Below are 22,152 nucleotides of genomic sequence, written 5' to 3' on the forward strand. Positions count from 1 at the left end.
ATAGTCAAGCTTGTTTAAGCAGACAAAAAGATGTTCCTGGATACTTCAGAAGAGATTAGCATTTCCTTGCTTTCTTCTAGTATGATCTCTAATGAACTGTCGTAAGGTATTTTGTCAAGTATCCTGATGCGGGAGCCAAGGGAGATGCCCATTTTATCGAGGTACTGCAGGAACAGGGGCTGCGAATCGTTCACACCAACTACTAAGCCAGCCTCGTTTACTTCCATCTCAGCTAATAAGCGCTGCTTTTTTTCTTTCATCTCACCGGTTTCAGAGGGAATCGGGTCGCCATGCGGGTCAAACTGCGGGTGGCCCAAAAACTCATCTAAACGTTTGGTAAGCAGGGTAGAGGAGATGTGCTCAAGTTCTTCAGCTACCTCATGCACTTCGTCCCAGTTAAATTTAAGTTTCTCAACCAGAAACACTTCCCACAACCTGTGCTTGCGAATAATCTGCAGCGCAATGCGCTCTCCTTCTCCTGTTAAAGTTACACCACGGTATTTTACATAATTCACGATGCTTTTGCTGCTTAGCTTGCGTAGCATGTCTGTAACCGAAGCCGCTTTGGTATCCAATGCCTCCGCTATGGCGTTGGTATTAACCTCTTGCGAACCATTCTCCGAAAGCTTGTAAATAGCCTTTATGTAATTCTCTTCTGTGTAACTGTGCACTTTTTTGAATTTTGAATGAGTGGATGAGTGATTGAGCGAATGGGGGAGTACTGTGCTTTACCAATTCATTGCACTACACGCCATACAGGTGTCAGACGCTTTGTAATGCAGTTGGCTCTTGTACATCATGCATTCGCCCAATCACTCATTCAAAATTATACTACCAGCGGATAAGTGCAGAGGCCCAGGTAAAGCCACTACCAAACGCAGCAAGGCAAACAAGATCGCCTTCTTTGATACGGCCTTCTTCCAGGGCCTCGCTTAAAGCGATAGGAACTGAGGCAGCTGTTGTGTTGCCATACTTGTGTATGTTGCTCATCACTTTTTCAGAAGGCAAGCCCATTTTCTGCTGGATATAAGAGGTAATGCGCAGGTTAGCCTGGTGCGGGATCAGCATATCGATATCCTCCGGCTTGTAACCGTTTTTCTGCAATGCCTCCATAATTACCTCCGGGAAACGGGTGACAGCATGCTTAAACACCATGTTGCCATTCATGTGCGGGTAAATAGAGCCGCTATCAAGCATTTCGTGCGTCAGGCGGTCCTTTTTGTTACTGCCTGGGTCCAATACGGCCAGCTCTTCAGCAAATTCGCCATCAGCGTGCAAGTGCGTTGATAAGATGCCTTGTTCGTTGTTCTCGGATGGTGTTAGCACCACGGCACCGGCACCGTCTCCGAAAATAACGGACACACCGCGGCCACGGGTCGTGAAATCCAAACCACTTGAGTGAATCTCGGAACCAACTACCAGCACATTGTTATACATGCCGGTTTTGATGAATTGGTCTGCTACCGAAAGTGCATAAATAAAGCCAGAGCATTGGTTGCGCACATCTAAGGCAGGAATCTCTTTTATGCCCAGTTCGCGCTGCAACAGCACACCCGAACCAGGGAAAACATAGTCAGGGCTAAGGGTGGCAAACACGATCATGTCCAGATCTGTAGCCTCCAAACCAGCCATTTTAAGGGCTTTCTGAGAGGCTTGTGCAGCCATGTTGGCGGTGGTGTCTACTCCTTCCTGAAAGTAACGGCGCTCTACAATCCCTGTTCGCTCACGGATCCACTCATCTGAGGTGTCCATCAGTTTTTCAAGGTCTTTGTTTGATACGATACGCTCAGGAACGTAATGGCCAACGCCGGATATTTTTGAGTTACGCATATTAGTTTGTTTTTAATATTACAAATATACTGATTTCTATTGAGTTTAGATTCGTCTAAAAAATTATTTTGCAGGGTGGTTTAGCTCTAGCGCCTTTTTTACGATGCTTTGTAAAACGGATTCTTCCTGTTCCCAAAAAATGGTTTGTGGTATACCCAAAGTATAAAAGCTGCTTTGCTGTAATTGCTGCAAGAGTGCAGGGGCATGTATATTACTAAAATCTACTGAAATACCCGACTGATGCTGTTGTACTACATCCTGCCAGATGGGGTTGTACGTAATGAGCAGCGGTAGCGCATGGGCCATGTATTCGTATAGTTTGGTTGGCATGCACCGAAAAGTGCTTTCGTTCGGTTGGTAAGGGAGCAGGCCCACGTTGCACCTGGCCATTTCTTCTATAATCCGGGCGTGCGGCACTAGTTTTTCGCCACCTGTAACTGTAATGTACTTTTTGCCGGCAGTTTGCTGCTGCACTTTCTGCCAGGTATCCTTGTTGGCGCAATAGCCTATTATGGTTAAGGTTGTATCTGGTTTTAAAGTATAAAATTTATCAGCCAGTTCTATCGCATCAAATATGCCGTATTCCGCTGCAATGGTACCAGAATACAGGAGGCGTAGCGGTTGGTCTTTTAGGTTTACAGGTGTTGCAGGCGTTTGGTAGCCCACATGCTTTTTATACTTGTTTTCGAGTATGGTATAGCGATGCTGCAGAAATGGTAACTCTTGGGCATAGCTTCGTTCAGCAAGTATAAAATGCGACACAGCAGGGGCTACAGCTTTTTCGATGCTGCCTACCCCAAAAGAGAGCAATCTTTTTAAGGCGCCGTTGTAGTTGTGCTGCTTGCGCAGGTTTAAAGTATAGTTTTCTTGCACATCATACACCAGTTTTGCTTTATACTTGCGGCAGTACAGGTTACTTGCCAGCAGCAGCTCGTGCGTACATGCTATAACTACTTGTGGTTTTAGTGATACAAGTAAGCGGAAGAATTTAAGCTGAGCAGCAACTCTGCCTAAGCTCAGGCGCTTAAAATTGAATAAGGGGTGGAAAAAGATATTGGCAGGAGCTGAATCGGGTACCGGTGCAGCGTAGCCGCAAATGTGCACTTCTGTACCGGTTACATGGCTCAGCGACAGCCCCAGTTTTTCGTACATGCGGGTGTCGTTCACCGGTTTCAAAAGCGAGGCAATTACAATTCTCTTTTCAGACATCGTCTAAATTTAATACTTTTGCGCATTATTCTTACTTAACTAGATTAGACATGGCGCTAAGAGAAATAATAGAACTGGCCTGGGATAACCGCGAACTTTTGCAGGAAAGCAATACTGTAGAGGCTATCCGCGCTGTAATAGAGGAACTTGACAAAGGAACGCTGCGCGTAGCCGAACCCAATGGCGACGATTGGCAGGTGAATGAGTGGGTTAAAAAAGCGGTGCTGATGTACTTTCCAATCCAGTCGATGAAGACTATTGAGGTAGGGCCGTTTGAGTTTCATGATAAGATAGCGCTGAAGCGTAATTACGAGCAACTGGGTGTACGCGTAGTGCCTCATGCTGTGGCGCGCTATGGTGCTTACCTGGCAAAAGGCGTTATCATGATGCCTTCTTATGTTAACATCGGCGCTTACGTTGATTCGGGTACGATGGTAGATACCTGGGCAACAGTAGGCAGTTGCGCACAGGTTGGTAAAAACGTGCACTTAAGTGGTGGCGTTGGTCTTGGCGGCGTGCTGGAGCCTGTGCAGGCCGCTCCTGTTATTATCGAAGATGGCGCCTTTATCGGGTCCAGAAGCATATTGGTGGAAGGTTGCCGTATAGGTAAAGAGGCTGTTATTGGTGCAGGTGTAACCATTACAGGGAGCTCTAAAATAATAGACGTAACAGGCAGCGAGCAGAAAATCTACAATGGCTATGTACCGCCTCGCTCAGTTGTTATTCCGGGTTCTTATACAAAGCGCTTCCCTGCAGGCGACTTCCAGGTGCCTTGCGCCTTAATTATTGGGCAGCGTAAAGAAAGCACCGATCTGAAGACATCCCTGAACGACGCACTTCGCGATAACGCTGTAGCTGTTTAATTTCAGCTTAGCTTTACTCCAGGCAAAACTTTTAAATTTATACTTCAGGAGCCTCTGCCATTTTGGGAGAGGCTCTTTATTTAAAAGCTGCTAGGAATATGCATTCATGGTTAACCTTTCTAAAAGCAAAAGCCCTGGCATTTAATGCCAGGGCTTTTGCTTTTAGCTTATGTACCAGTTAATAGCAGCAAGCTTATTTCTTAAACCTATCGGCTACAATAAGTTCTTTGGTGCCATGCGTCCAAGAATAGAAGCCCTGGCCGGTTTTAATGCCTTTGTGGCCAGCCTGTACCATGTTTACCAATAACGGGCATGGGGCATACTTTGGATTGCCAAAGCCGTCGTGCAGTACGTTAAGTATAGAAAGGCACACGTCCAGGCCAATAAAGTCGGCTAATTGCAGCGGGCCCATTGGGTGCGCCATACCTAGTTTCATAATCGTATCAATTTCCTCAACACCAGCCACCCCTTCGTAAAGGCTGTAAATGGCTTCGTTAATCATCGGCATCAGGATACGGTTTGCCACAAAGCCTGGGTAGTCGTTACACTCGGTAGGTACTTTGCCTAGCTGCAGCGAAATATCCATTATCTCCCTTGTTACCGCATCAGAAGTAGAGTAACCACGGATAATCTCAACCAACTTCATTACAGGCACCGGGTTCATAAAGTGCATCCCAATCACTTTATCCGGGCGGTCTGTAACGGATGCAATCTTAGTTATAGAGATAGAGGATGTGTTAGAAGCAAGTATGGCTTCCGGCTTGGTAAAGCTATTCAGGTCACGGAAGATCTTAAGTTTCAGGTCTACGTTTTCTGTAGCGGCCTCTACCACCAGGTCAGCTTCTTTTACGCCTTCCTGCATGCTTGTATAGGTGGTGATATTTTTAAGCGTATGCTCTTTTTGCTCTTCTGTTAAATTGCCTTTCGCCACAATGCGGTCAAGGTTTTTAGAGATGGTGCCTAACGCTTTCTGTAAGGCGTTCTCAGAAATATCTACAAGCGAAACATGAAAACCATTTTGGGCAAAAACATGTGCAATGCCATTTCCCATGGTGCCAGAACCTATAACGGCTATTTTTTTCATATATGGGTTATTTCTTGTTGTGTTTATATATACAAAATTACTATAAATAAGCGTAAGCTACCTTATTTAGTTTTCTGTATTGGAAGACTTCAATTTTTGTGTTGCACTATTTTGAGTCTGGAGGCCGTATGCGATCTGAATTGACAGGACAAAGGACAGGATGTGTCGGTGAAATGAGGAGGAGGGAGATGAGAGTGTAATAGTTTGTTTTATAGCTGTTTGACTTGTATTTAAGTTCCTGATAAGAAAATGCTGCTTATAAACATGTCCTGTATTTAAAATAAAAACATGCCTTTATTTTAATCCTTTTATACATGTGCCCGTAAAAGGGAGAAACAGAAAAATACAAATGCTATATTTTGTAACATTCGATGTACTAGAAGAGTATGTGGTGAAACAAAAGCGCATTTGTTCATAAACAATAAGACAAACAAACTATGGGAAATTTACTGTATATAATTGCTGTAGTGCTGGTCATCTTCTGGTTGGTCGGCTTCCTGGGATTCCCGGACGCAGTAGGAGGTATCATTCACGTACTGTTAGTATTGGCAGTAATTGCCGTGCTACTAAGATTAATTCGCGGAACTTAACCTGTTCTGCAAAAAATCGTTAGAAATAGTAATCAATAATTATTAAAAGAACTCACTAAACAAATAAAACTATGGGAAATTTATTGTATATAATAGCTGTAGTACTTGTAATCTTCTGGCTGATCGGATTCTTAGGATTCCCTGATGCAGTAGGCGGCTTGATTCACATTTTACTTGTGATCGCTATCATTGTAGTACTGTTACGACTTATACGGGGCTAAATTTTACAATTAGCCTATTCTATTAATAGAGCACAAACAAAAAAGGCTGCCAGGTAAACTGGCAGCCTTTTTTGTTTGTGCTCTATTGTTTTACTTCCGGAACGGGATATTGAAGCCTGCCCTAATAACGGGGTTGGAGTATGGCGAATCTACTTCGTTGAAGTTGTAGAGCAGGAGCATGTCGAAAGAGGCCCGGCCTGCACTCTGGCGGTAGCCTACACCTGCTAGTGGGGTGTAAATGGTACGCCGCGTTAATTCATACGTGCCATTTGGTGTCCTCCAGTAGTTCTCGTAGCTCAGGCCCTCATATTCTGCATGCACAAGTATGGCGCCGCTGTTTATAACGCCCCCAAGTACCTCGTGCTGTGCAAACACCTTTCCTCCGAAGTTCTGAAACGACTGTCCGCCGGATCTTATAAAGTGATACACGAACCCCGGACCTACGCTAAACTTATCTGTAACCTTATAGCCCAGCACAGGCAGCAGCGAAATATTGGTGTAAGTACCAAACTGCAATCCAAAACTGCCTCCAAAGTATAGCCTGTCAGCTAAGGCCAGTTCTTCTTTGGGTTCAGGTTGTTGGTTTGCGCTTTCCTGCTGTGGCTGTGCTACTACAGGTTTATCCTGCACCCGCTGCTGCGGCCTTGGCTTCGTCTCCTGCACAGGGGCAGGAGGGCCGGTTGGCAGCTCAGGTTTGCGGTACACCGTATCAGGTACCTGTGCAAAGGCAGGAAGGCTGGTAAACAGCACAAGCAATAAAAACAACAAACCTGCTGCTTTGATATATGGGTTCATCTTTAAAGTATAAGCTATAAGCCTGGGTTAAACCATAGCTGTGGCATACATCTTTTTACGTGTTTCCTTTATCGTTTCATCAGACAGGTATTCTTCGTACGTCATGCGCTTGTCGATGATACCGCCCGGTGTAAGCTCAATGATACGATTGGCAATGGTATCTACAAACTGTAAGTCATGGGAAGAGAACAGAATGGTGCCGTCAAAATCCTGAAGCGAGTTGTTCAGGGCTGTGATTGACTCCAGGTCCAAGTGGTTGGTAGGCTCATCAAAAACAAGCACATTACCTGCCTGTAGCATCATGCGCGAGAACATGCAACGCACTTTCTCACCACCCGACAGTACGTTTGCTTTCTTAAGCGACTCTTCGCCTGAGAATAACATACGGCCCAGGAAACCACGGATAAAGCTTTCGTCTTTCTCTACAGAGTACTGGCGCAACCAATCTACCAGGTTCAGGTCCGTTTCAAAAAACTCCTGGTTATCTTTCGGGAAGAACGAAGACGTAATGGTAGTGCCCCACTTAAAGTCGCCGGTATCAGCTTTCTCCTCGCCAAACAGGATCTTAAAGAAAGTAGATGCAGCAATGTCGTTACGGCCGATTACGGCTATCTTATCGCCTTTATCCACCATAAAGCTGATGTCGGTAAAGATTGGCTGGCCATCTATGGATTTGCTAAGGTTCTCAACGTTCAGGATCTGGTTTCCTGCTTCGCGCTCTGGCTTAAAGGCGATGTAAGGGTACTTACGCGACGAAGGTTGGATATCCTCCACAGTAAGTTTTTCGAGTAACTTGGCACGCGAGGTAGCCTGCTTAGATTTAGAGGCATTGGCGCTGAAACGACGGATAAATTCTTCCAGTTCTTTACGCTTGTCTTCTGTTTTCTTGTTTGCATCGGCACGCTGTTTTAATGCCAGCTGGCTTGATTGGTACCAGAAGCCATAGTTACCTGCAAACATTTTAATTTTACCGAAGTCGATATCGGCCACGTGCGTACACACGGCATCCAGGAAGTGGCGGTCGTGTGAGATCACAATTACGGTATTGGTAAAGTTATCGAGGAAGTTCTCCAGCCACATGATTGACTCTGCATCCAGGTGGTTGGTAGGCTCATCGAGTAACAGGATATCTGGATTACCGAAAAGTGCCTGTGCTAATAGAACACGTACTTTTTCGCTACCGCTTAGATCTTTCATCAGCGAGTAGTGCAGGCTTTCAGAAATACCTAAACCGCTTAAAAGTTCAGCAGCTTCATACTCTGCGTCCCATCCTTGCAAGTCGGCAAATTCGCCTTCCAGCTCAGCGGCACGTACGCCATCAGCATCCGTAAAATCAGCTTTTGCATAGATAGCATCTTTTTCCTGCATAATGTCCCACAGGCGCTTGTGGCCCATAATTACCGTTTGCAACGCCGGAAACTCATCATACTCAAAGTGGTTCTGCTTTAAAATAGCCAAACGTGCATTGGCTGGTATCTCCACAGAGCCTGTGTTCGGCTCTATCTCGCCGGATAATATTTTCAGGAACGTCGATTTGCCGGCACCGTTAGCACCTATCAGGCCGTAGCAGTTGCCGGGAACAAACTTAATGGTAACATCTTCAAATAATGTGCGTTTGCCGTAAGACAAGCTTACATTGTTGGTACTAATCATATTTTGCTATGTATGGGATAAGTATGCGGTTTAAACTGATAATGGCCGCAAAAGTACGAAATAAAAAATTGGGATTGATGTAATCTATGCGAAACAACTTAAATTATAGCAACAGAAACATGAACTCTAATCCTTTTTAAATCAACTGCTTCCGGGCCGTGTGCTAAAAAATTATACTTCAAAGTACAACACCGCTTGCCTTTCTCTAGTATATAGTTTTAATAATATACAGCAGCCAGACCGGTTAGCGACGCAGTTAAAGCTATTTAGCTGTTTTCTTAACCAAAAATATGGCCAATCTGTTCAATTTAAGGATTTTTATTAAGGATTTATCAAACTAAAAATAGTATGGCATCTGGAAACGCGAGCTACCTGAACATTGCGATAAAATATGGAGTTATAGTAGGCATTGCGCACATCGTCTATTTCATTCTAATGGGCATTTTTGGCCTTCACGACATCATTGAGCTTTCCTTCCTCAGTTCCGTTTTCCTGATTATCGGCATTGTGAAGGCAATATCAAGCTATAAGCGTGCCAACGGCGATACCATGAATTATTTCAGCGGCCTGGGGATAGGGGTTGTTACCGGGTTGGTTTCCTCTTTGATACTGGCGATAGGCCTGGTTATCTACATCAGCCTGATTGATTCGAGTTACCTGCAAAACCTGCAGGCAAGTGCTTTATTCCCGGAAGGGCTTTCATTACTCGCATTGTTTGCCCTGACTATAATTTATGGTACATGGCCTGGCTTTTTTATCGCTTTCATAGCCATGCAATGGTTTAAGCGCCGCGACCATACGCTGCCAAACCAGATCTAACCTTAGCGTATATAATAACAGACTAACCAGACACTATGGAAAAATTAGGCCTAAAGTATGGCTTACTGACAGCCGCAGGCCTTATCGGGTATTTTCTACTGATGCTCCTGTTTGGCCTCACCCACATCTTAGAACTTCGGTTTTTGAACGGTGTAATTATGGCTGTAGGAGTAACAATGGCTATAAGAGCTTACAAAATCAAGGTGCACGGCGACATTGGCTACTTTAGCGGCTTTGCTGTTGGTGCCCTTACAGCTGTGGTGGCCACTACACTTTTTGCGGCTCTTATGCTTGTATACATCAAAGTGGGAGGCGAATCCCTGGTAGAAGTACTGTCCGCTGACCGCTATTTCGGAGAACGTGTGCAGACTACCCCAGGCATTGTGGTATTCTCGGTTTTGATGCTAGAGGGTGTTATTTCGGGCGTAATGATTGCTTTTATAGCCATGCAGTATTTTAAGCAGAAGAACAACAAAGTACCTAATAGCCCCTGAGTTTATACTTTACAAAAGGGAGAGGCCCCTGCAGTATAGCTGCAGGGGCCTCTCCCTTTTATCCCTTTTGTTTCTAGTCCACAATTTGGTCCGGGCGCTGTATGATCTGTACAACCACTTCGTGCAGGTCGCCTTCTTTATCTTTTAATTTATAGATAACCATGGGGTTATCGGCATCGTGTATTGATTTTATACTGACTACATGCTCGCCTTCATCAAGTCTTTTTTCCAGTTGCGGCGTCAGATCCTTAAATGCTTTAGCAAAATCTACTTCAAGTTTACTTGGATTATAGTACGTAGTTCTCATGAGGCTTTGGTTAAGCAAAACTGTAACAGCTGTCGATGTTTTGCGGTGATACTTTAAAAATACTATTTATTGCTGCTTGTTGTTTTATACCAGTCCCCCCCCGTATGGTTACATATAATTAGCGAATGAAATACTTTCTTGTGTATGTTAAATATAATGCTAGATAAGTATAAAATAGGCACTTTTGAGTGAATTGAATGAATATTAGAAAAGTATAAAAATAATATAAATTATGCCAAACCAAGTTTATCTTTTTCCGTTTTAGGAAGTAAATACCTTTGAGCAGACCGGCCGCAGGGAAGAACTTAAACTTATTTAGATGAAAAGGATTATACTTTTAGTTTTAACAAGCACCATTTGTACTGTAGCGAGTGCCCAACTGCATAGAGGCGCAGACGACGCCCTTGATAAGCATGTGCTGGCCATAACGGTGGAGGGGCCAGCCCTGGCAGCTATGGACCTTCAGCGAGAGCTGAACCTAAGCCAGGAGCAGTATGAGCAGGTTATGGAGCTAAACAGGAAGCGCTTCGAACAGGTTTACGAAGCCGAGCAGGCTTACAGCAACGATGCGCAGTTATTATCTAAAACGATATATACTATTAACCTCGAAACAAATAAAGCACTTAGCACCATGCTAGACCCGATGCAGCAACGCCTGTACATGGAACTGGAGGGAAACCAGCAAGTGCAGTTTATAAGTGATAATGGAGAGGAGTAGAACCTCTATAAATCAAAAAGGCCTGCAACAAGTTGCAGGCCTTTTTGATTTATAGAGGCATCTTATAAGTTACCTCAGATACTTTTCCGGTAGGGTTAATGCGAACTTCTACCCAGTTAGCTTCCGATAATTTGCTACGGTCATCGCATTGGGTGCCAGCTTCCAGGTAGTAGTAATAGATGCGCTGGTTGCGCTCTAATAAGCTTTCGCTGTCTGGTTTGCCCAGCAGGTTACGCACTACATACTCTTTTTTGCCGTAAAGCTCTCTGCGTATTTCCTCAAAGTCTTTCGCTAATGTAGCTCTTTGCCCATTGCAGGCATAGCGATCGCTTTTCCAGGTTTCGCTGTCAAATCCTTTCAGGCTGTCGGGCACGCCACAGGCATTTAAAAGCAAGGTTAACAATAAGTATACAGGTATAAATCGTTTTAACATAACAAATGGGTTTTGCTGCACACAAACATGCATTTGGCCTATGGCTGCAAAGTTATGGTTATAAACGTGAATAAGGAGATGTTTCAGAATAATTTAAATGGTGCCGGCAACCTGCTGTAACGTAGGTGTTTGAGGGTGTGTATTGCCATAAAGCGCTTCATTTAGCTTTGCTGAGGTGAAGTATAAAGGGTGGATCGGAACAATTTTTACACCTTTACCTGTTGATTTGATGATTGCGTAAAACTGAAAGCTTACTAAGAAACCTATGATAAGAATAATTCTGACCTCATTAGCCCTCGGATTAATTTCTTTTACCTCATCAACACCTGCTACTGTAGCAACTGCTCCTGCAAGTATTCATACTTCCGTTATTGGTAACAATGCTTCACTTTCGTATCATGAAAAAGAAGTGGCATTTGATGCGCATTTGCAGGAAGTATACGGCCAGGCTGGCTTGCAAAAGCAAGGGCTTAGCTTCGATGTGTTCAGAAACGCCTATATCGGATTCCAGAATTTTAAAGATAAAAAGCTCTCATCAGGAGCCAAATCCATACTTACGGTAGTTGATTTTACGAAGCCAAGCCGTGAGAAGCGCATGTGGATTATTGATCTTGACGCTAAGAAAGTATTGTTTAAAACGCTTGTGGCCCATGGTCGCAACACCGGAAACGGCACAGCCGATAAATTCTCAAACGAGCCGAACTCTTACATGAGCAGCATTGGCTTTTACTTAACAGATGCTACTTATTATGGCAAGCATGGCTTATCGCTGCGCCTTTCTGGCATGGACGCCAAGTATAACTCCAATGCCATGGCTCGTGCCATTGTATTGCACGGTGCAGATTATGCCACAGATACTTTTGTGAAGCAGTATGGCCGCTTGGGCCGCAGTTTGGGTTGCCCGGCCGTGCCACAGGAAATATCAAAAGATGTGATTGAGACGATCAAAAACAAAACGGTGCTGTATATCCACGGAAACGAAAAGAATTATACGTCAAGTTACCTCGACCAGTCGGCTGCTGTTAATGCCTTTGCTGCAAACGAGCTTAAAGACGGCCATATCAACGCATAAGGTATACTTTATATAAAACAAAAACGCCCCTCTGGTTTTGCCAAAGGGGCGTTTTTGTTTTTACAGCACTATGCTTCGTCTTTTGTGGTCTTCACAAGGCTTATGCCCGAAAAGAAAAAGATCAGGCCTACTACAAACGGAACTGCCGAGGTAAATTTACCCACAACCACACCGTCGCCACCCATCAGAAAAGCATAGGCTCCCCATATAATCCCGATGATGCCTAAAATTAACAGGACACCACCAAAGGTTCGCTTCATATTCATAGTTCAGTTGTTTTGTTCTACATAACATCGCCTTTCGGCAACAATCATTTGTATTACGAGATTTATATAATTATGTATACTTGTTTTAGGGCTGCAAGTGTGCAAAGCTGGCGCTACTAAAGTATACGTGAGCTGTTTTCGGCAAGTATAGCGCCTGCCGGTCGCGGCACCTTTCTTTTAAGTCAATCTGTTTGTTAGTTCCGCAACCCGAATACCCGTAAGAAGTATAAACAGCCTACCTGTAACTGTTGTTTATAATGCTTTCTTAATGAAAACAAGAGAATGAGAGGGATCATAAAATTTATAGTAGCCATTTTAATTGCTGCCGTATCGTTGGTTTCTTATTGGTGTAACCGGCAGGAAAATGAGTTTACCGGCGAGAAGCAGCACGTAGACATGACGGTGGAGCAAGAAATTGCGCTAGGTCTGCAGGCTGCGCCCCAGATGGCCGAACAGTATGGAGGCATGCATCCGGACAGAGAAGCTGCCGCAGCGGTGAAGGCAATCGGGCAAAAGCTGGTGCAGCGTACCAAAGCCAAAGAGTCACCTTACGAATTTGATTTCCATTTGCTGGCCGATGAACAAACTGTAAATGCCTTTGCCTTACCCGGTGGCCAGATTTTTATCACGGCCGGATTGCTAAGGCGCCTGGAGTCTGAGGCACAACTGGCAGGTGTGTTGGGGCATGAGATTGGGCATGTAGTAGCAAGGCACTCTGCTGAGCAACTGGCAAAGGCAAAACTAACCCAGGGGCTAACCGGTGCCGCCGCAATAGCCACCTACGACCCTGATAACCCTGCCAGCCGCACAGGTGCCGTTGCCGCCGCCATGGTGGGCAAGCTGCTAAACATGCGCTATGGGCGCGAAGATGAACTGGAGTCGGATAGGCTGGCTGTAAATATTACCGGTGAGGCAGGTTATGATCCGCGGGCCATGATGCGCGTAATGGAGATTCTGGAGCAGGCGGGTGGCGGTGCTGCAGGTGGCCCGGAGTTTATGCAGACGCACCCAAACCCCGGCAACCGCATTGCGCAAATTAAAGAAGCCATACAACAAGAGTACCCGAATGGGCTGCCCGCTGGATTAGTGCAATAATATGCTGATAAACAAAACCTTATATAAAAGGTGCTGTATAAGTAGAAGTACAACATGACATAAGTGCATGTAGCCTCCTCGGTACATTACACGCGGTAATGTGATATCTGCATTTCGTATTTTACTTACTATGAAAGCAATTTAATATGGCAACAAATCAAAATAAGAAGGGGGACACAAACAAAACAGGTTCTTCTTCTTCATCAGCATCATCTAAGTCCAGCAGTTCTAAGTCTCCACAGGCTAAGAGCAGCAGCTCAACAGGCTCAACCTCAAAATCATCCGGTTCTTCAGGCTCTTCCGGATCATCAGGCTCTTCCGGCTCAAACAAATCCGGTGGTTCTTCAGGATCAAGCAGGTAGGTTCAGGAAATCAAAATCTGCTCAGAAAACTAACTTCAGAAATGGGGTTAGTTTTCTTTTTTATACACCACTTAGGTAGCCATACTTACGTATCATCTGCTAACAACACATAAGCACCCGCACAGTATGAAACCCGATAATAAGTATAACAGGTTACTTTTTGTTATCAACCCAATTGCAGGCGATATCGAGAAAGGAGAGTTGGAAGAGGATATTATGCAGCGTTGCGAAGCGCATGGCATTGCCTGTGATATTTACAAAACTACAGGGAACAACGATAAGGAAGCGATTCAGGCAAAGCTTGATGAAAACAAGTATGATGGTGCCTTTGCCGTAGGCGGCGATGGAACTGTAAGTTTACTCGGCGCTTTGCTGATAGGTACGGATACACCTTTAGGAATTGTGCCTTTGGGCTCTGGTAATGGCTTGGCCAAGGATTTAAACATCCCCCAGGATACGGAAGATGCCCTGGAGCTGATCCATAAGCATGTGATACGCAACATCGATACGATTACCCTGAACGGAGTGCCGTCTATCCATCTCAGCGATCTTGGTTTTAATGCCCTGGTGGTTAAAAAGTTTTGTGAAGGAGAAACACGCGGGCCCGGCTCGTACGCCTGGATTGCCTTGCAGGAATACCTGAGTTACACGCCCAAGCACTACCGCATCGAGACGGATGTGGAGAATTTTGATGGTGAAGCATTTATGGTTACCATAGCTAATGCGAATGCTTTTGGATCTAACGCAAACATAAACCCCAACGGCATCCTGAACGATGGCCGGTTCGAGATCTGCCTCATAGAGCCCTTCCCAAGAGCTGCCAGCCTGGGTATACTTTACAAACTGTATACCGACAGCATAGATGACTCTGTTTTTACCCGCAGGATAAGCTGCAGGAAAGCAACGATCTATAACACCGATAAAGAAGTGGTGCACATTGACGGTGAGCCTGTGGAACTGGATGATGTGATTAATGTGGTGATGCTCTCTAAAAGCCTTAAAGTTATACTTCCGGTACCTGAGCTGGAAGAGTAGATAAGGGTAAATGCCGTTAAAGCTGGCTGATTGCCATCCATAAGTACACCAAACTATAGGGCTTACCTTACTAAACTTTAGTGCAGCGAACCGGCACCTGTCTTAGCGGCAACTGGTAACTAAAGTGCTGGCTCAAGTATACTTTTCAACCTTTTCCGGAAAACCACAAGGCCGGCCTCCTCTTCAACGGATGCGATGCGCGCCTCTATCCAAACCTGGCCATTATCGTAATAGTTAAGCACAAAAAAGCCAAGCTGCTCTAAGGTGAAAGTCGCCTTGCCTCCTTTTTTTACAAACGAGGTTTTACTGCCCGAGCCGCTTACAAGGTAATGGTTTTGTTGCACCTCAAAATGCTGCAGGTTGTGGTCGTGGCCGGCAACGTATATCAAGTTGTTATACCGGTGGAAGATACGCAACAAGCGCCGGCGCATTTTTTTATACTTGCGGTGCGACATGTCTTCGTATGCGCCAAACATTTTTCTATAGATGGGGTAAAGCGAACCGAATATCGGCAACGGAATATAAAAACGTTTATGGGCAGCCGTAAGCGGGAAAACGTGCTGCTTTACCGTAAATTTACCACCGTGCAGGGCATTGCTGTAGAGCGGGTGATGGGCCGCTATAAGTATGCGCTGGTGCCTGTTCTGGCGCAGCAATGTGTTTAAGGCTACATAAAACTCATCTATACTTTCGTAAGGGCAACCCTGTTCTTTTCCAAGGGGTTTTTCGCCGCGCTGCACCCACCATTGCGTGTTTATAACCACTAGCAGCAACCCGTCTGCCAGCTGTAGTGCCACCGGGCCGGGGCAGCCATTGGCAGGCAGATAATCAACATTGCCTTTGCTGTGGCTGAGAATGTAGTTTTGTTGCCGCAGCATTTGCGCCAGTCCGCCTTTCCGCCCTTTAAACCAGTCGTGGTTGCCGCTCAGGAAAATGCCTTTGCCAGAGAAATCCGTAAAATGCGCTAGCAGGAGTTGCAGGCGTTCTTCGGCTAATTTGCGGTGCCGGTTGCCCTCTGGTGGCAAACCAATAGGGTAGAGGTTATCTCCTAAAAAAAGCACCGTGCTGTTCTGTGGGTTTTTCTCTTGCCATACTTCCAGCATTTTCAGTACCGGGTCTTTACCGTCGGTGGCAAAAGCGCCTACATCGCCAAGCATGGCTACGGAGTGCAGCAGCTGTGCCTCTGGGGCAGGGGCAAAGCGCTGCCAGACCACATCCGACAACTTGTAATAAGGCTTCTGTTTATACTTTTGCTCTTGCAGGTAACTGAACAGCAGGTAAGCTATAAAAAGGGTTGGCAGTATGATCAGGAAATAGGTGAGCATAAAGTATAAAGCTGCGCAGCGGCTAAAAGTTTGGTGGTGTCAGGTTTTTAAAATGCCCGTTCTGCTTTACGCGTTCTTTCAGTTGCTCGGTGGCCTGTATAATAGGCACAACCTGCAGCAGGTGTTGCAGAATGGCTTCCTGGCGCTCAACCTCTGTTCTAAGCTGCAGCAGGGTGTATTCCTGCTCGGTGCTCAGGCCCAGGTGGTGTGCAATGTCGTAGCTTTTAAAATCCTCGAGCAAATCTGTGAAAAGCTTTTGCAAACCCAGCGAAGTATACAGTTTCTCCAGCAGTTCTTTTATTTTTAGCTTCGTAACAATATCCTCCTCCAGGCTATCTTCAAACACCTCTACCTCGCCGCCGGCATATAGCCTGTCGGGAGCCATTTTATCAAACAGTTCTATCCTGAAAATTGAAATGCCTTTTGTACGGATGTCCATTTCTCCGTTTTCATGGGTTTTCTCTACCTGCAGTATCTCCATCTCGGTGCCATACTTGCCAACGCTATTCTGAATAAATGTGGGGATGCCAAAGGTCTTATCGTTCTGTATACAGTCCAGTACCAGTTGTTTGTAGCGGGGCTCAAAAATATGCAGGTTTAGTTTTTCGCCGGGGAAAACCACGATGCTAAGCGGAAACAGCGGAAGGTATTTTGCCATACGTAGGGTAGAGGTTTAAACACAGTAGCTGTGCCGTAAAGTTATATTCTGGTTCGTGTTTTACGCTTACGGGTATATCGGGAACTGTGTTAGCATTGGCGCGCGCTGCACCTTGATAAATAGGGTAAACTCTTTACCTTTGCGCCCTCCGAAACAAAAGTATAGCATGCGTAAAAAACGATTAGGCTTTAAGCAGGTAAAGCTGCTTTTTGTGAAGTTGGTGCTAAGCCTGTTCCTGTTAAGTATAGCCTGGGTGCTGCTATACCGTTGGGTGGCACCGCCAGCTACCCTGCACATGATAAAGCGTAGGGCAGAGGCCGGTGCTGCCGATAAAGCCAATCCCGGAATTGCCTATGATTTTGTGGGCCTGGAGGAGATGTCGGAACAGTTGCCGCTGGCTGTGGTGGCCTCAGAAGACCAGCTTTTTTTGCAGCACAACGGCTTTGATGTGGATGCTATCATGGATGCCTTTAAGCGTAACCAGAAAGGTGGCAACATACGGGGTGGCAGCACCATCAGCCAACAGGTAGCTAAAAATGTTTTTTTGTGGCATGGGCGCAGTTACCTGCGCAAAGGGGTAGAGGCGTATTTTACTGTACTCATCGAGGTACTGTGGGGTAAGCAGCGCATCATGGAAGTATACCTGAATATTGCCGAGATGGGGGATGGCGTGTTTGGAGTGGAGGCTGCCTCGCAGAAATATTTTAAGAAACCTGCCAAAGACCTGGGCCGCCAACAGGCAGCTCTGCTTGCTGCTGTTTTACCAAACCCTATTAAATTCTCTGCTAAAAACCCATCCGGTTACACCCTTAGGCGCCGTTCCAAAATTGCCCGCGCCATGGGCAGGTTAGGAGGTACCACTTATATCAAAGCTATACTTCCTGAGAAAGTAGAAAAATAGGCATTATCCCGGTAGAGGGCTATGGCTACGTTTTTACCAGCCCATCGTTCTGGCTATGCGGCGGCAAAGCTGCCGCATAGGTGTGGTTGTAGCCGGTTTTATTACCGTCTGCTCATAGTTTGTTTTACTTTTGGAGTTTCAGGGCTTTTTTAACAGCTGTATACTGCGCGTCAATTACTGCCTGGTTGTGGCCGTGTGCAGCACCCGGCACCAGCACAAATTCTTTTTTTGGAGCCTTTACTTTGTCAAAGTACGCCTTGGTGAGCTCTGGAGCGGTTAAGAGATCTTCCTCCCCCTGAATAAAGTACACCGGAATCTTATAGCGCAGGCCATCCCTCTTGAAATCTACCCCTGCCTCCATAGATTTGATCCCCATTTGTTTATGGCCGGCAAAGTATAGAAAAGAGTAATCATCCCCGTTGTACCTGTCATTGGTATCTTTCTCATTGTTGTATTCGCTCTTCACCTTCCACCAATTGGCCGGAGCAGGTGTTGAATTCTCGCGCTCATACTTTTTAATGATGCGCATGAGTTGGCCTGATTTTCTGGCATCCTCATAAGGTGGAGAGCCTAAGGTTGCTAATTTGTCTAAAGATTCCTGATCCTTGGCAGCCAGAGCAAGTTTAGACACTTTATTGAAGGCATGACGAAACCCTTCTTCCCCATTGACTATCTGTGAATGGCTTATGTAGGCAGTAAAAAGATCTGGTCGCTTTAAAGCCATGCTGGCTCCCAACACCGACCCCCAGGAGGTTCCTACAATTGTTATCTTCCGCTTGCCAAGGTGTTTGATCAGATACTCAGAGAGCTCAATCCCATCAGCTGTCATGCGCTCGACGGTCAGCGGGTTCTCTATCCAGTAATCCTCGGTTACCGTCTCGGGGGCGTTTCGGCCAAAGGTTCTTCCGGCTCCCCGCTGGTCCCAGTAAACAAGCACAAAGTCTTTTTTCCAATGGCCATAAATAGCATCATCGTACTGACTCATTGTGCTGCCCGGCCCACCATGCAGAAACAAGATAACGGGCCTGGACCTGTCTTCCCCGCTAATGGTTACCCATTGCTCTATATCGCCAATAGAAATGAATTTCTCCTCGCTGATAGGCTTTGTTTGCGCGGCTAGCCTGCCTGAAATTAAAGTGAGAAGTAGAATTAGTAAAAATTTATAGTGCATATAAAGTTGTGTTTAGAAGTATATAATTGAGGACTATCGTTAGTGCTTTATACAAATTGGCACATAACGGTTCTCGTGCAGCCTAAGCCCGATGCGGAACCAAGCATAAAGGCTGAACCGGGTTAGGCTGCGTTTTTCTCGAAGCGCTTTATCGCTTCCAGCTCTTTTTGCTTCCTGGTCATTTCTTCTTCCAAATCATAATCGTTTTGGAGGCCGAGCCAGAACTTAGGAGAATTGCCAAAGTAGTAACTTAATCTTAAGGCTGTGTCTGCTGTAATGCGCCTGTTTCCCTTCAAAATTTCAGACACTCTCGTTTGAGGTATCCCAATGTCCTTTGAAAGCCTGTAGGCTGTAATGTTAAGAGGAACAAGAAACTCTTCTTGCAGTATTTCTCCCGGGTGAATATTGGGTAGTCGCTCCATTTAATTTCTTCTTTAGTGGTAATCAATAATTTCTACTTCTGATGCTTGGCCGTTACTCCATCGAAAGATGATTCTCGATTGGCTGTTTATCCTGATGCTGTAGAACGCCTTCAGGTTCCCCGCTAACTTCTCTAATCTGTTGGAAGGAGGTATTCGAAGGTCAGTAATGTCTTGAGAGTTGTGAAGCATTCTAAGTTTGCGCCTGCCAATCGTCTGAATTTCCATTGGCAACTTCGCTACTCTCTCCCCGTTCCAGATTTTTTCTGTTTCCTTTGACCCGAATGATACAACCATACTTACTTTATGTGTTACTAACGTCAAAAGTAAGTACAAAGTTTAACTCTTAAAAGTATTGCAATTTTATTATTTGAAATACAACTTAACGTCTCGTGTATACCTTGTGCAAGGCCATCAGCCGAAGCATAGGGTATAAACTGTGTTGAGTGGAGTAATTTTTAATCTTCTGTTTCTTCTTCTTGCTCAATATACCTTATCACCCTTACCTGCCCCTTTTGGTCAACAGCTACTTCTGCTGCGTCACATACATCTGAATCTGGCACACAAGCGTCCACTACAAAATGAAACTCACCATTTCCATACCTAAGAAACGATGCGCCAGAATGCCTAAGCTCTTTGTCTCTACCGCTAAAGATGTTTCTGTTCAGGACTGTTTTTATAAAAGGCTTCTGGTTTTTAAGTATTTCTATTGTTGTCTCTCGATTATGGGCATGTACAATGATTTCTCCCATATCATCAGTCATTGTGTAGACTGCTGAACTATCATTTAAGCTGTGGGTAATCATGCTTATATGATACTGGTCATCCAGTCGTAGGATTGTGTCTTCCCTTGTCATTTCATTTTCAAGTGGCCAGTATTCATGCCTTTCAGTTACAGCTTTACTGTTTGAAGTTATTTGTGTGTCTTCAACTTCAACGTTCTCTTTGGTGCTGCATGAGAAGCTTAAGAGAGAAAGTATAGCCAAGGCAAAAAGTTCTTTTTTCATTAATTTCTATTTCACTCAACGGTTAGTACATAAAGCGAGCGATGAGTAGCAGAGCTTGGTTTATGTACAGGGTTAGAGGGAGCAATTCTTTCATTTTGCTACTTATATACTTTCCCTTGGCATTTATAAGGAAACACCAAAGTTGTATCTGCTTTATGTATGTAGAAAGTTAGCTCTCCACTTCGTTTTACAACAGTATCACCCACTTCGACCTTCTCATTGAAAAACACATACCAAGTGTTTACATCTGTATATGTTGCCCTTTGTTGCGTCTCAGGATTAATACCTTTTATCGTGAATCTTCTACTTCGCTCTGGTATGTCTTCAACTACAATATTGCATTCTTTTGGTCTAAGTATCGACACTAATTTATCACAGTCAACATTGAAACAAGCCGTGCAAATGAGAGGAAGCAATGTGAAACAGATTAACTTTATATTCCTTTTCAATTTGATTTCTATACTTATTTGTTAGCCCTAACGATCTGGGCTATACGGCGGCAAAGCTGCCGTATAGGTGTGGTTAGCAAAAGTAATTTTAGTTTAATTAATATCCTTAATTTCAAGCACGTGGTAGGTTGCGCTATAGTCATCCCAAACCACAACCAGCCCCCACTTTGAGAGGGCATCTATAAGATATCTTTGTTGTGACCTTTCTAGATTCTTTTTCTGCATTCCTCTCTCTGTAAATAAAGAATCAAGAGTAAATTTTTTTCCTTTTTGGATGATGGAATCAATGCGAGACGATGGCTCTATAACTAATGCATTTCCCATCGCTTCCGCATTTAACGTTAATAATTTCTCACCTTTTACAATAGATGCTATGGTCGCCGAATCTAAAGGTTGATTTGCTATTATACTAAGTTTAACTAATTCACTTACTGTATCTAAAAGAATCCGTACAGTATCTTCTCCGTTAATCGCACCTACCGTAAAAAGGAAACTTCCAATAGGTGGAGGAGGCAGTTGTTCTTTATATTCTTTATAAGGGTTTCTGTAATGCGTCATCAAAGCCTTTACAAATCCTTTACTTCTTTCTCCATAAAGTTCTGAAATCTCAGTTTTAGATTTAGGCTCAATTTGACAACTAACCAAAAAGAGTAAAACGGCAATTGAAAGAAGTCTCAAAACTTTAATTTTTTATTAAATATTTATTTGCGCTAACGTGTTGGTATATGAGCTGTGGCGTGTGTCGGCACAGACCTCTCTAAATAAAAACTGGCTTTGGAAAATCCGCAGGATTTTCCAAGTGAGGACTGACCAAGCCATAGATTATATACCGTGTTAGCGGTTCGGGCTTTATTTTACTGAAACTATGGTTGTTATGTAGATGTAGTAATTTATACAATGTAATAATGCTAATATTGAAATGTCTTTATTCCTGAAACTTTCAAATTCATCAGTTGTTCTAATTGAGTACTTATAGTTAAGATTATCCAATTTGGTGTCCATTTCGGCAACTAATAATTCTTTCTTTTCTGAGTCAGTCAGTATAAATTTGTTGCTTGAAAATCCCTTTGAGCGAAGTGAATAGCTCTTTTCTGAATCCTGAAAAAATGTTTTTATTAGTATTCCATTCCAACCAAGTTTAAATTCTAATATAGTTTTTTCTCCGTCCTTTAATTCAATTTTAGAATTCCATATTCCTTTTGGCTTAAGATGAAAATTAGCACCATTAGAGGTTTTTATTTCTGCATTAGAGGCATACCACTTTTCATAGATTAGTTCTCCAATTTTTTCATCGTCAGAAGTCAGATAAAACGATAGTGAGTTTGTCGATTTTGCAATGTAATTAGCCATATTATAAATATTTAAAAATTAACTAT

28 protein-coding genes are annotated in these 22,152 nt (G+C 44.3%); 10 read left to right on the forward strand and 18 right to left on the reverse strand.

All coding sequences use genetic code 11. The features are described from left to right. Positions 1-14: 14 nt before the first annotated feature. The 3 genes from Q1A23_RS07300 to Q1A23_RS07310 all read right to left on the reverse strand — a co-directional run bounded on the left by Q1A23_RS07300 (position 15) and on the right by Q1A23_RS07310 (position 3,039). A complete protein-coding gene (locus Q1A23_RS07300; RefSeq protein WP_299821546.1) occupies positions 15-671 on the reverse strand; it encodes a metal-dependent transcriptional regulator in 657 nt (218 codons plus the stop codon). A 160-nt stretch (positions 672-831) separates the two neighbouring features. Beyond that, complete coding sequence (locus Q1A23_RS07305) at positions 832-1,830, reverse strand: beta-ketoacyl-ACP synthase III (RefSeq protein WP_299821548.1); 999 nt, start codon at positions 1,828-1,830, stop codon at positions 832-834. Between the two features lie 63 nt (positions 1,831-1,893). After that, a complete protein-coding gene (locus tag Q1A23_RS07310) occupies positions 1,894-3,039 on the reverse strand; it encodes a glycosyltransferase (protein ID WP_299821550.1) in 1,146 nt (381 codons plus the stop codon). Between the two features lie 50 nt (positions 3,040-3,089). On the opposite strand from Q1A23_RS07310, the gene Q1A23_RS07315 reads away from it, so the two are divergent. After that, positions 3,090-3,902, forward strand: a complete 813-nt coding sequence (locus tag Q1A23_RS07315) for a 2,3,4,5-tetrahydropyridine-2,6-dicarboxylate N-succinyltransferase (protein ID WP_299821552.1) — start codon at positions 3,090-3,092, stop codon at positions 3,900-3,902. A gap of 193 nt (positions 3,903-4,095) precedes the next feature. Here the strand turns inward: Q1A23_RS07315 and Q1A23_RS07320 are convergent, their stop codons facing one another. Beyond that, positions 4,096-4,986 (reverse strand): 3-hydroxybutyryl-CoA dehydrogenase, encoded by an 891-nt coding sequence (locus Q1A23_RS07320; protein WP_299821554.1) that lies wholly within the window; start codon positions 4,984-4,986, stop codon positions 4,096-4,098. 437 nt (positions 4,987-5,423) lie between these two features. Here Q1A23_RS07320 and Q1A23_RS07325 point away from each other — a divergent pair, with 437 nt between their 5' ends. Both Q1A23_RS07325 and Q1A23_RS07330 read left to right on the forward strand, forming a co-directional pair. Next, positions 5,424-5,576, forward strand: a complete 153-nt coding sequence (locus tag Q1A23_RS07325) for a lmo0937 family membrane protein (RefSeq protein ID WP_299821556.1) — start codon at positions 5,424-5,426, stop codon at positions 5,574-5,576. A gap of 71 nt (positions 5,577-5,647) precedes the next feature. After that, positions 5,648-5,797: a lmo0937 family membrane protein gene (locus Q1A23_RS07330; protein WP_187065451.1), complete on the forward strand. Its 150-nt coding sequence runs from the start codon at positions 5,648-5,650 to the stop codon at positions 5,795-5,797. A gap of 90 nt (positions 5,798-5,887) precedes the next feature. Here the strand turns inward: Q1A23_RS07330 and Q1A23_RS07335 are convergent, their stop codons facing one another. Then, positions 5,888-6,592, reverse strand: coding sequence for a hypothetical protein (locus Q1A23_RS07335; protein ID WP_299821561.1), 705 nt, complete (start codon positions 6,590-6,592; stop codon positions 5,888-5,890). Between the two features lie 27 nt (positions 6,593-6,619). Beyond that, positions 6,620-8,245 (reverse strand): ATP-binding cassette domain-containing protein, encoded by a 1,626-nt coding sequence (locus tag Q1A23_RS07340; RefSeq protein ID WP_299821564.1) that lies wholly within the window; start codon positions 8,243-8,245, stop codon positions 6,620-6,622. A gap of 348 nt (positions 8,246-8,593) precedes the next feature. Between Q1A23_RS07340 and Q1A23_RS07345 the strand changes: the two genes are divergently transcribed. Then, positions 8,594-9,064: a DUF4199 domain-containing protein gene (locus tag Q1A23_RS07345; RefSeq protein ID WP_299821566.1), complete on the forward strand. Its 471-nt coding sequence runs from the start codon at positions 8,594-8,596 to the stop codon at positions 9,062-9,064. Positions 9,065-9,099: 35 nt separating this feature from the next. Next, positions 9,100-9,558: a DUF4199 domain-containing protein gene (locus tag Q1A23_RS07350; RefSeq protein WP_299821568.1), complete on the forward strand. Its 459-nt coding sequence runs from the start codon at positions 9,100-9,102 to the stop codon at positions 9,556-9,558. Positions 9,559-9,631: 73 nt separating this feature from the next. Here Q1A23_RS07350 and Q1A23_RS07355 read toward each other — a convergent pair whose 3' ends face one another. Next, positions 9,632-9,865 carry a hypothetical protein gene (locus tag Q1A23_RS07355; RefSeq protein ID WP_299821569.1) on the reverse strand — a complete coding sequence of 78 codons (234 nt, stop codon included), beginning with the start codon at positions 9,863-9,865 and terminating at the stop codon, positions 9,632-9,634. Positions 9,866-10,184: 319 nt separating this feature from the next. On the opposite strand from Q1A23_RS07355, the gene Q1A23_RS07360 reads away from it, so the two are divergent. Beyond that, the gene (locus tag Q1A23_RS07360; protein WP_299821570.1) at positions 10,185-10,583 is read left to right on the forward strand and encodes a hypothetical protein; all 399 of its coding nucleotides are present in this window, start codon (positions 10,185-10,187) and stop codon (positions 10,581-10,583) included. 49 nt (positions 10,584-10,632) lie between these two features. On the opposite strand, the gene Q1A23_RS07365 is transcribed toward Q1A23_RS07360, so the two are convergent. After that, complete coding sequence (locus Q1A23_RS07365) at positions 10,633-11,016, reverse strand: hypothetical protein (protein WP_299821572.1); 384 nt, start codon at positions 11,014-11,016, stop codon at positions 10,633-10,635. Positions 11,017-11,281: 265 nt separating this feature from the next. Here Q1A23_RS07365 and Q1A23_RS07370 point away from each other — a divergent pair, with 265 nt between their 5' ends. Further along, entirely contained in the window at positions 11,282-12,088 is an 807-nt protein-coding gene (locus Q1A23_RS07370; protein WP_299821574.1) for a murein L,D-transpeptidase catalytic domain family protein, read from the forward strand. Between the two features lie 68 nt (positions 12,089-12,156). On the opposite strand, the gene Q1A23_RS07375 is transcribed toward Q1A23_RS07370, so the two are convergent. Then, on the reverse strand, positions 12,157-12,354 hold the full coding sequence (locus tag Q1A23_RS07375) for a hypothetical protein (RefSeq protein WP_299821576.1): 198 nt from the start codon (positions 12,352-12,354) through the stop codon (positions 12,157-12,159). 282 nt (positions 12,355-12,636) lie between these two features. On the opposite strand from Q1A23_RS07375, the gene Q1A23_RS07380 reads away from it, so the two are divergent. After that, positions 12,637-13,449 carry a M48 family metalloprotease gene (locus Q1A23_RS07380; protein WP_299821578.1) on the forward strand — a complete coding sequence of 271 codons (813 nt, stop codon included), beginning with the start codon at positions 12,637-12,639 and terminating at the stop codon, positions 13,447-13,449. Between the two features lie 157 nt (positions 13,450-13,606). Here Q1A23_RS07380 and Q1A23_RS07385 read toward each other — a convergent pair whose 3' ends face one another. Next, positions 13,607-13,780 (reverse strand): hypothetical protein, encoded by a 174-nt coding sequence (locus tag Q1A23_RS07385; protein WP_299821580.1) that lies wholly within the window; start codon positions 13,778-13,780, stop codon positions 13,607-13,609. A 157-nt stretch (positions 13,781-13,937) separates the two neighbouring features. Here Q1A23_RS07385 and Q1A23_RS07390 point away from each other — a divergent pair, with 157 nt between their 5' ends. Beyond that, positions 13,938-14,846, forward strand: a complete 909-nt coding sequence (locus tag Q1A23_RS07390; RefSeq protein WP_299821582.1) for a diacylglycerol kinase family protein — start codon at positions 13,938-13,940, stop codon at positions 14,844-14,846. 119 nt (positions 14,847-14,965) lie between these two features. Here the strand turns inward: Q1A23_RS07390 and Q1A23_RS07395 are convergent, their stop codons facing one another. Beyond that, positions 14,966-16,171 carry a metallophosphoesterase gene (locus tag Q1A23_RS07395; protein WP_299821584.1) on the reverse strand — a complete coding sequence of 402 codons (1,206 nt, stop codon included), beginning with the start codon at positions 16,169-16,171 and terminating at the stop codon, positions 14,966-14,968. 22 nt (positions 16,172-16,193) lie between these two features. Further along, positions 16,194-16,829, reverse strand: a complete 636-nt coding sequence (locus Q1A23_RS07400) for an LON peptidase substrate-binding domain-containing protein (protein ID WP_299821586.1) — start codon at positions 16,827-16,829, stop codon at positions 16,194-16,196. A gap of 166 nt (positions 16,830-16,995) precedes the next feature. Here Q1A23_RS07400 and mtgA point away from each other — a divergent pair, with 166 nt between their 5' ends. Beyond that, positions 16,996-17,730 (forward strand): monofunctional biosynthetic peptidoglycan transglycosylase, encoded by a 735-nt coding sequence (mtgA, locus tag Q1A23_RS07405; protein ID WP_299821588.1) that lies wholly within the window; start codon positions 16,996-16,998, stop codon positions 17,728-17,730. 124 nt (positions 17,731-17,854) lie between these two features. Here mtgA and Q1A23_RS07410 read toward each other — a convergent pair whose 3' ends face one another. The 6 genes from Q1A23_RS07410 to Q1A23_RS07435 all read right to left on the reverse strand — a co-directional run bounded on the left by Q1A23_RS07410 (position 17,855) and on the right by Q1A23_RS07435 (position 22,126). Continuing rightward, complete coding sequence (locus Q1A23_RS07410) at positions 17,855-18,901, reverse strand: alpha/beta hydrolase (RefSeq protein WP_299821590.1); 1,047 nt, start codon at positions 18,899-18,901, stop codon at positions 17,855-17,857. A 122-nt stretch (positions 18,902-19,023) separates the two neighbouring features. Continuing rightward, positions 19,024-19,323 carry a HigA family addiction module antitoxin gene (locus tag Q1A23_RS07415; protein ID WP_299821592.1) on the reverse strand — a complete coding sequence of 100 codons (300 nt, stop codon included), beginning with the start codon at positions 19,321-19,323 and terminating at the stop codon, positions 19,024-19,026. A gap of 12 nt (positions 19,324-19,335) precedes the next feature. Continuing rightward, positions 19,336-19,617, reverse strand: a complete 282-nt coding sequence (locus Q1A23_RS07420) for a type II toxin-antitoxin system RelE/ParE family toxin (RefSeq protein ID WP_299822295.1) — start codon at positions 19,615-19,617, stop codon at positions 19,336-19,338. A gap of 161 nt (positions 19,618-19,778) precedes the next feature. Next, a complete protein-coding gene (locus Q1A23_RS07425) occupies positions 19,779-20,327 on the reverse strand; it encodes a hypothetical protein (RefSeq protein WP_299821594.1) in 549 nt (182 codons plus the stop codon). A gap of 542 nt (positions 20,328-20,869) precedes the next feature. Continuing rightward, a complete protein-coding gene (locus tag Q1A23_RS07430) occupies positions 20,870-21,454 on the reverse strand; it encodes a hypothetical protein (protein ID WP_299821596.1) in 585 nt (194 codons plus the stop codon). Between the two features lie 171 nt (positions 21,455-21,625). Next, positions 21,626-22,126, reverse strand: a complete 501-nt coding sequence (locus Q1A23_RS07435; protein ID WP_299821598.1) for a hypothetical protein — start codon at positions 22,124-22,126, stop codon at positions 21,626-21,628. Between the last annotated feature and the right edge of the window lie 26 nt (positions 22,127-22,152).

Source organism: uncultured Pontibacter sp. (assembly GCF_947492645.1).
Classification (GTDB): domain Bacteria; phylum Bacteroidota; class Bacteroidia; order Cytophagales; family Hymenobacteraceae; genus Pontibacter.

Bases quoted from the DNA above. Each gene is read 5' to 3' on its own strand.
- Q1A23_RS07305 (WP_299821548.1), bottom strand. From the start codon at position 1,830: ATGCGTAACTCAAAAATATCCGGCGTTGGCCATTACGTTCCTGAGCGT.
- Q1A23_RS07310 (WP_299821550.1), bottom strand. From the start codon at position 3,039: ATGTCTGAAAAGAGAATTGTAATTGCCTCGCTTTTGAAACCGGTGAAC.
- Q1A23_RS07315 (WP_299821552.1), top strand. From the start codon at position 3,090: ATGGCGCTAAGAGAAATAATAGAACTGGCCTGGGATAACCGCGAACTT.
- Q1A23_RS07320 (WP_299821554.1), bottom strand. From the start codon at position 4,986: ATGAAAAAAATAGCCGTTATAGGTTCTGGCACCATGGGAAATGGCATT.
- Q1A23_RS07325 (WP_299821556.1), top strand. From the start codon at position 5,424: ATGGGAAATTTACTGTATATAATTGCTGTAGTGCTGGTCATCTTCTGG.
- Q1A23_RS07330 (WP_187065451.1), top strand. From the start codon at position 5,648: ATGGGAAATTTATTGTATATAATAGCTGTAGTACTTGTAATCTTCTGG.
- Q1A23_RS07335 (WP_299821561.1), bottom strand. From the start codon at position 6,592: ATGAACCCATATATCAAAGCAGCAGGTTTGTTGTTTTTATTGCTTGTG.
- Q1A23_RS07340 (WP_299821564.1), bottom strand. From the start codon at position 8,245: ATGATTAGTACCAACAATGTAAGCTTGTCTTACGGCAAACGCACATTA.
- Q1A23_RS07345 (WP_299821566.1), top strand. From the start codon at position 8,594: ATGGCATCTGGAAACGCGAGCTACCTGAACATTGCGATAAAATATGGA.
- Q1A23_RS07350 (WP_299821568.1), top strand. From the start codon at position 9,100: ATGGAAAAATTAGGCCTAAAGTATGGCTTACTGACAGCCGCAGGCCTT.
- Q1A23_RS07355 (WP_299821569.1), bottom strand. From the start codon at position 9,865: ATGAGAACTACGTACTATAATCCAAGTAAACTTGAAGTAGATTTTGCT.
- Q1A23_RS07360 (WP_299821570.1), top strand. From the start codon at position 10,185: ATGAAAAGGATTATACTTTTAGTTTTAACAAGCACCATTTGTACTGTA.
- Q1A23_RS07365 (WP_299821572.1), bottom strand. From the start codon at position 11,016: ATGTTAAAACGATTTATACCTGTATACTTATTGTTAACCTTGCTTTTA.
- Q1A23_RS07370 (WP_299821574.1), top strand. From the start codon at position 11,282: ATGATAAGAATAATTCTGACCTCATTAGCCCTCGGATTAATTTCTTTT.
- Q1A23_RS07375 (WP_299821576.1), bottom strand. From the start codon at position 12,354: ATGAATATGAAGCGAACCTTTGGTGGTGTCCTGTTAATTTTAGGCATC.
- Q1A23_RS07380 (WP_299821578.1), top strand. From the start codon at position 12,637: ATGAGAGGGATCATAAAATTTATAGTAGCCATTTTAATTGCTGCCGTA.
- Q1A23_RS07390 (WP_299821582.1), top strand. From the start codon at position 13,938: ATGAAACCCGATAATAAGTATAACAGGTTACTTTTTGTTATCAACCCA.
- Q1A23_RS07395 (WP_299821584.1), bottom strand. From the start codon at position 16,171: ATGCTCACCTATTTCCTGATCATACTGCCAACCCTTTTTATAGCTTAC.
- Q1A23_RS07400 (WP_299821586.1), bottom strand. From the start codon at position 16,829: ATGGCAAAATACCTTCCGCTGTTTCCGCTTAGCATCGTGGTTTTCCCC.
- mtgA (WP_299821588.1), top strand. From the start codon at position 16,996: ATGCGTAAAAAACGATTAGGCTTTAAGCAGGTAAAGCTGCTTTTTGTG.
- Q1A23_RS07410 (WP_299821590.1), bottom strand. From the start codon at position 18,901: ATGCACTATAAATTTTTACTAATTCTACTTCTCACTTTAATTTCAGGC.
- Q1A23_RS07415 (WP_299821592.1), bottom strand. From the start codon at position 19,323: ATGGAGCGACTACCCAATATTCACCCGGGAGAAATACTGCAAGAAGAG.
- Q1A23_RS07420 (WP_299822295.1), bottom strand. From the start codon at position 19,617: ATGGTTGTATCATTCGGGTCAAAGGAAACAGAAAAAATCTGGAACGGG.
- Q1A23_RS07425 (WP_299821594.1), bottom strand. From the start codon at position 20,327: ATGAAAAAAGAACTTTTTGCCTTGGCTATACTTTCTCTCTTAAGCTTC.
- Q1A23_RS07435 (WP_299821598.1), bottom strand. From the start codon at position 22,126: ATGGCTAATTACATTGCAAAATCGACAAACTCACTATCGTTTTATCTG.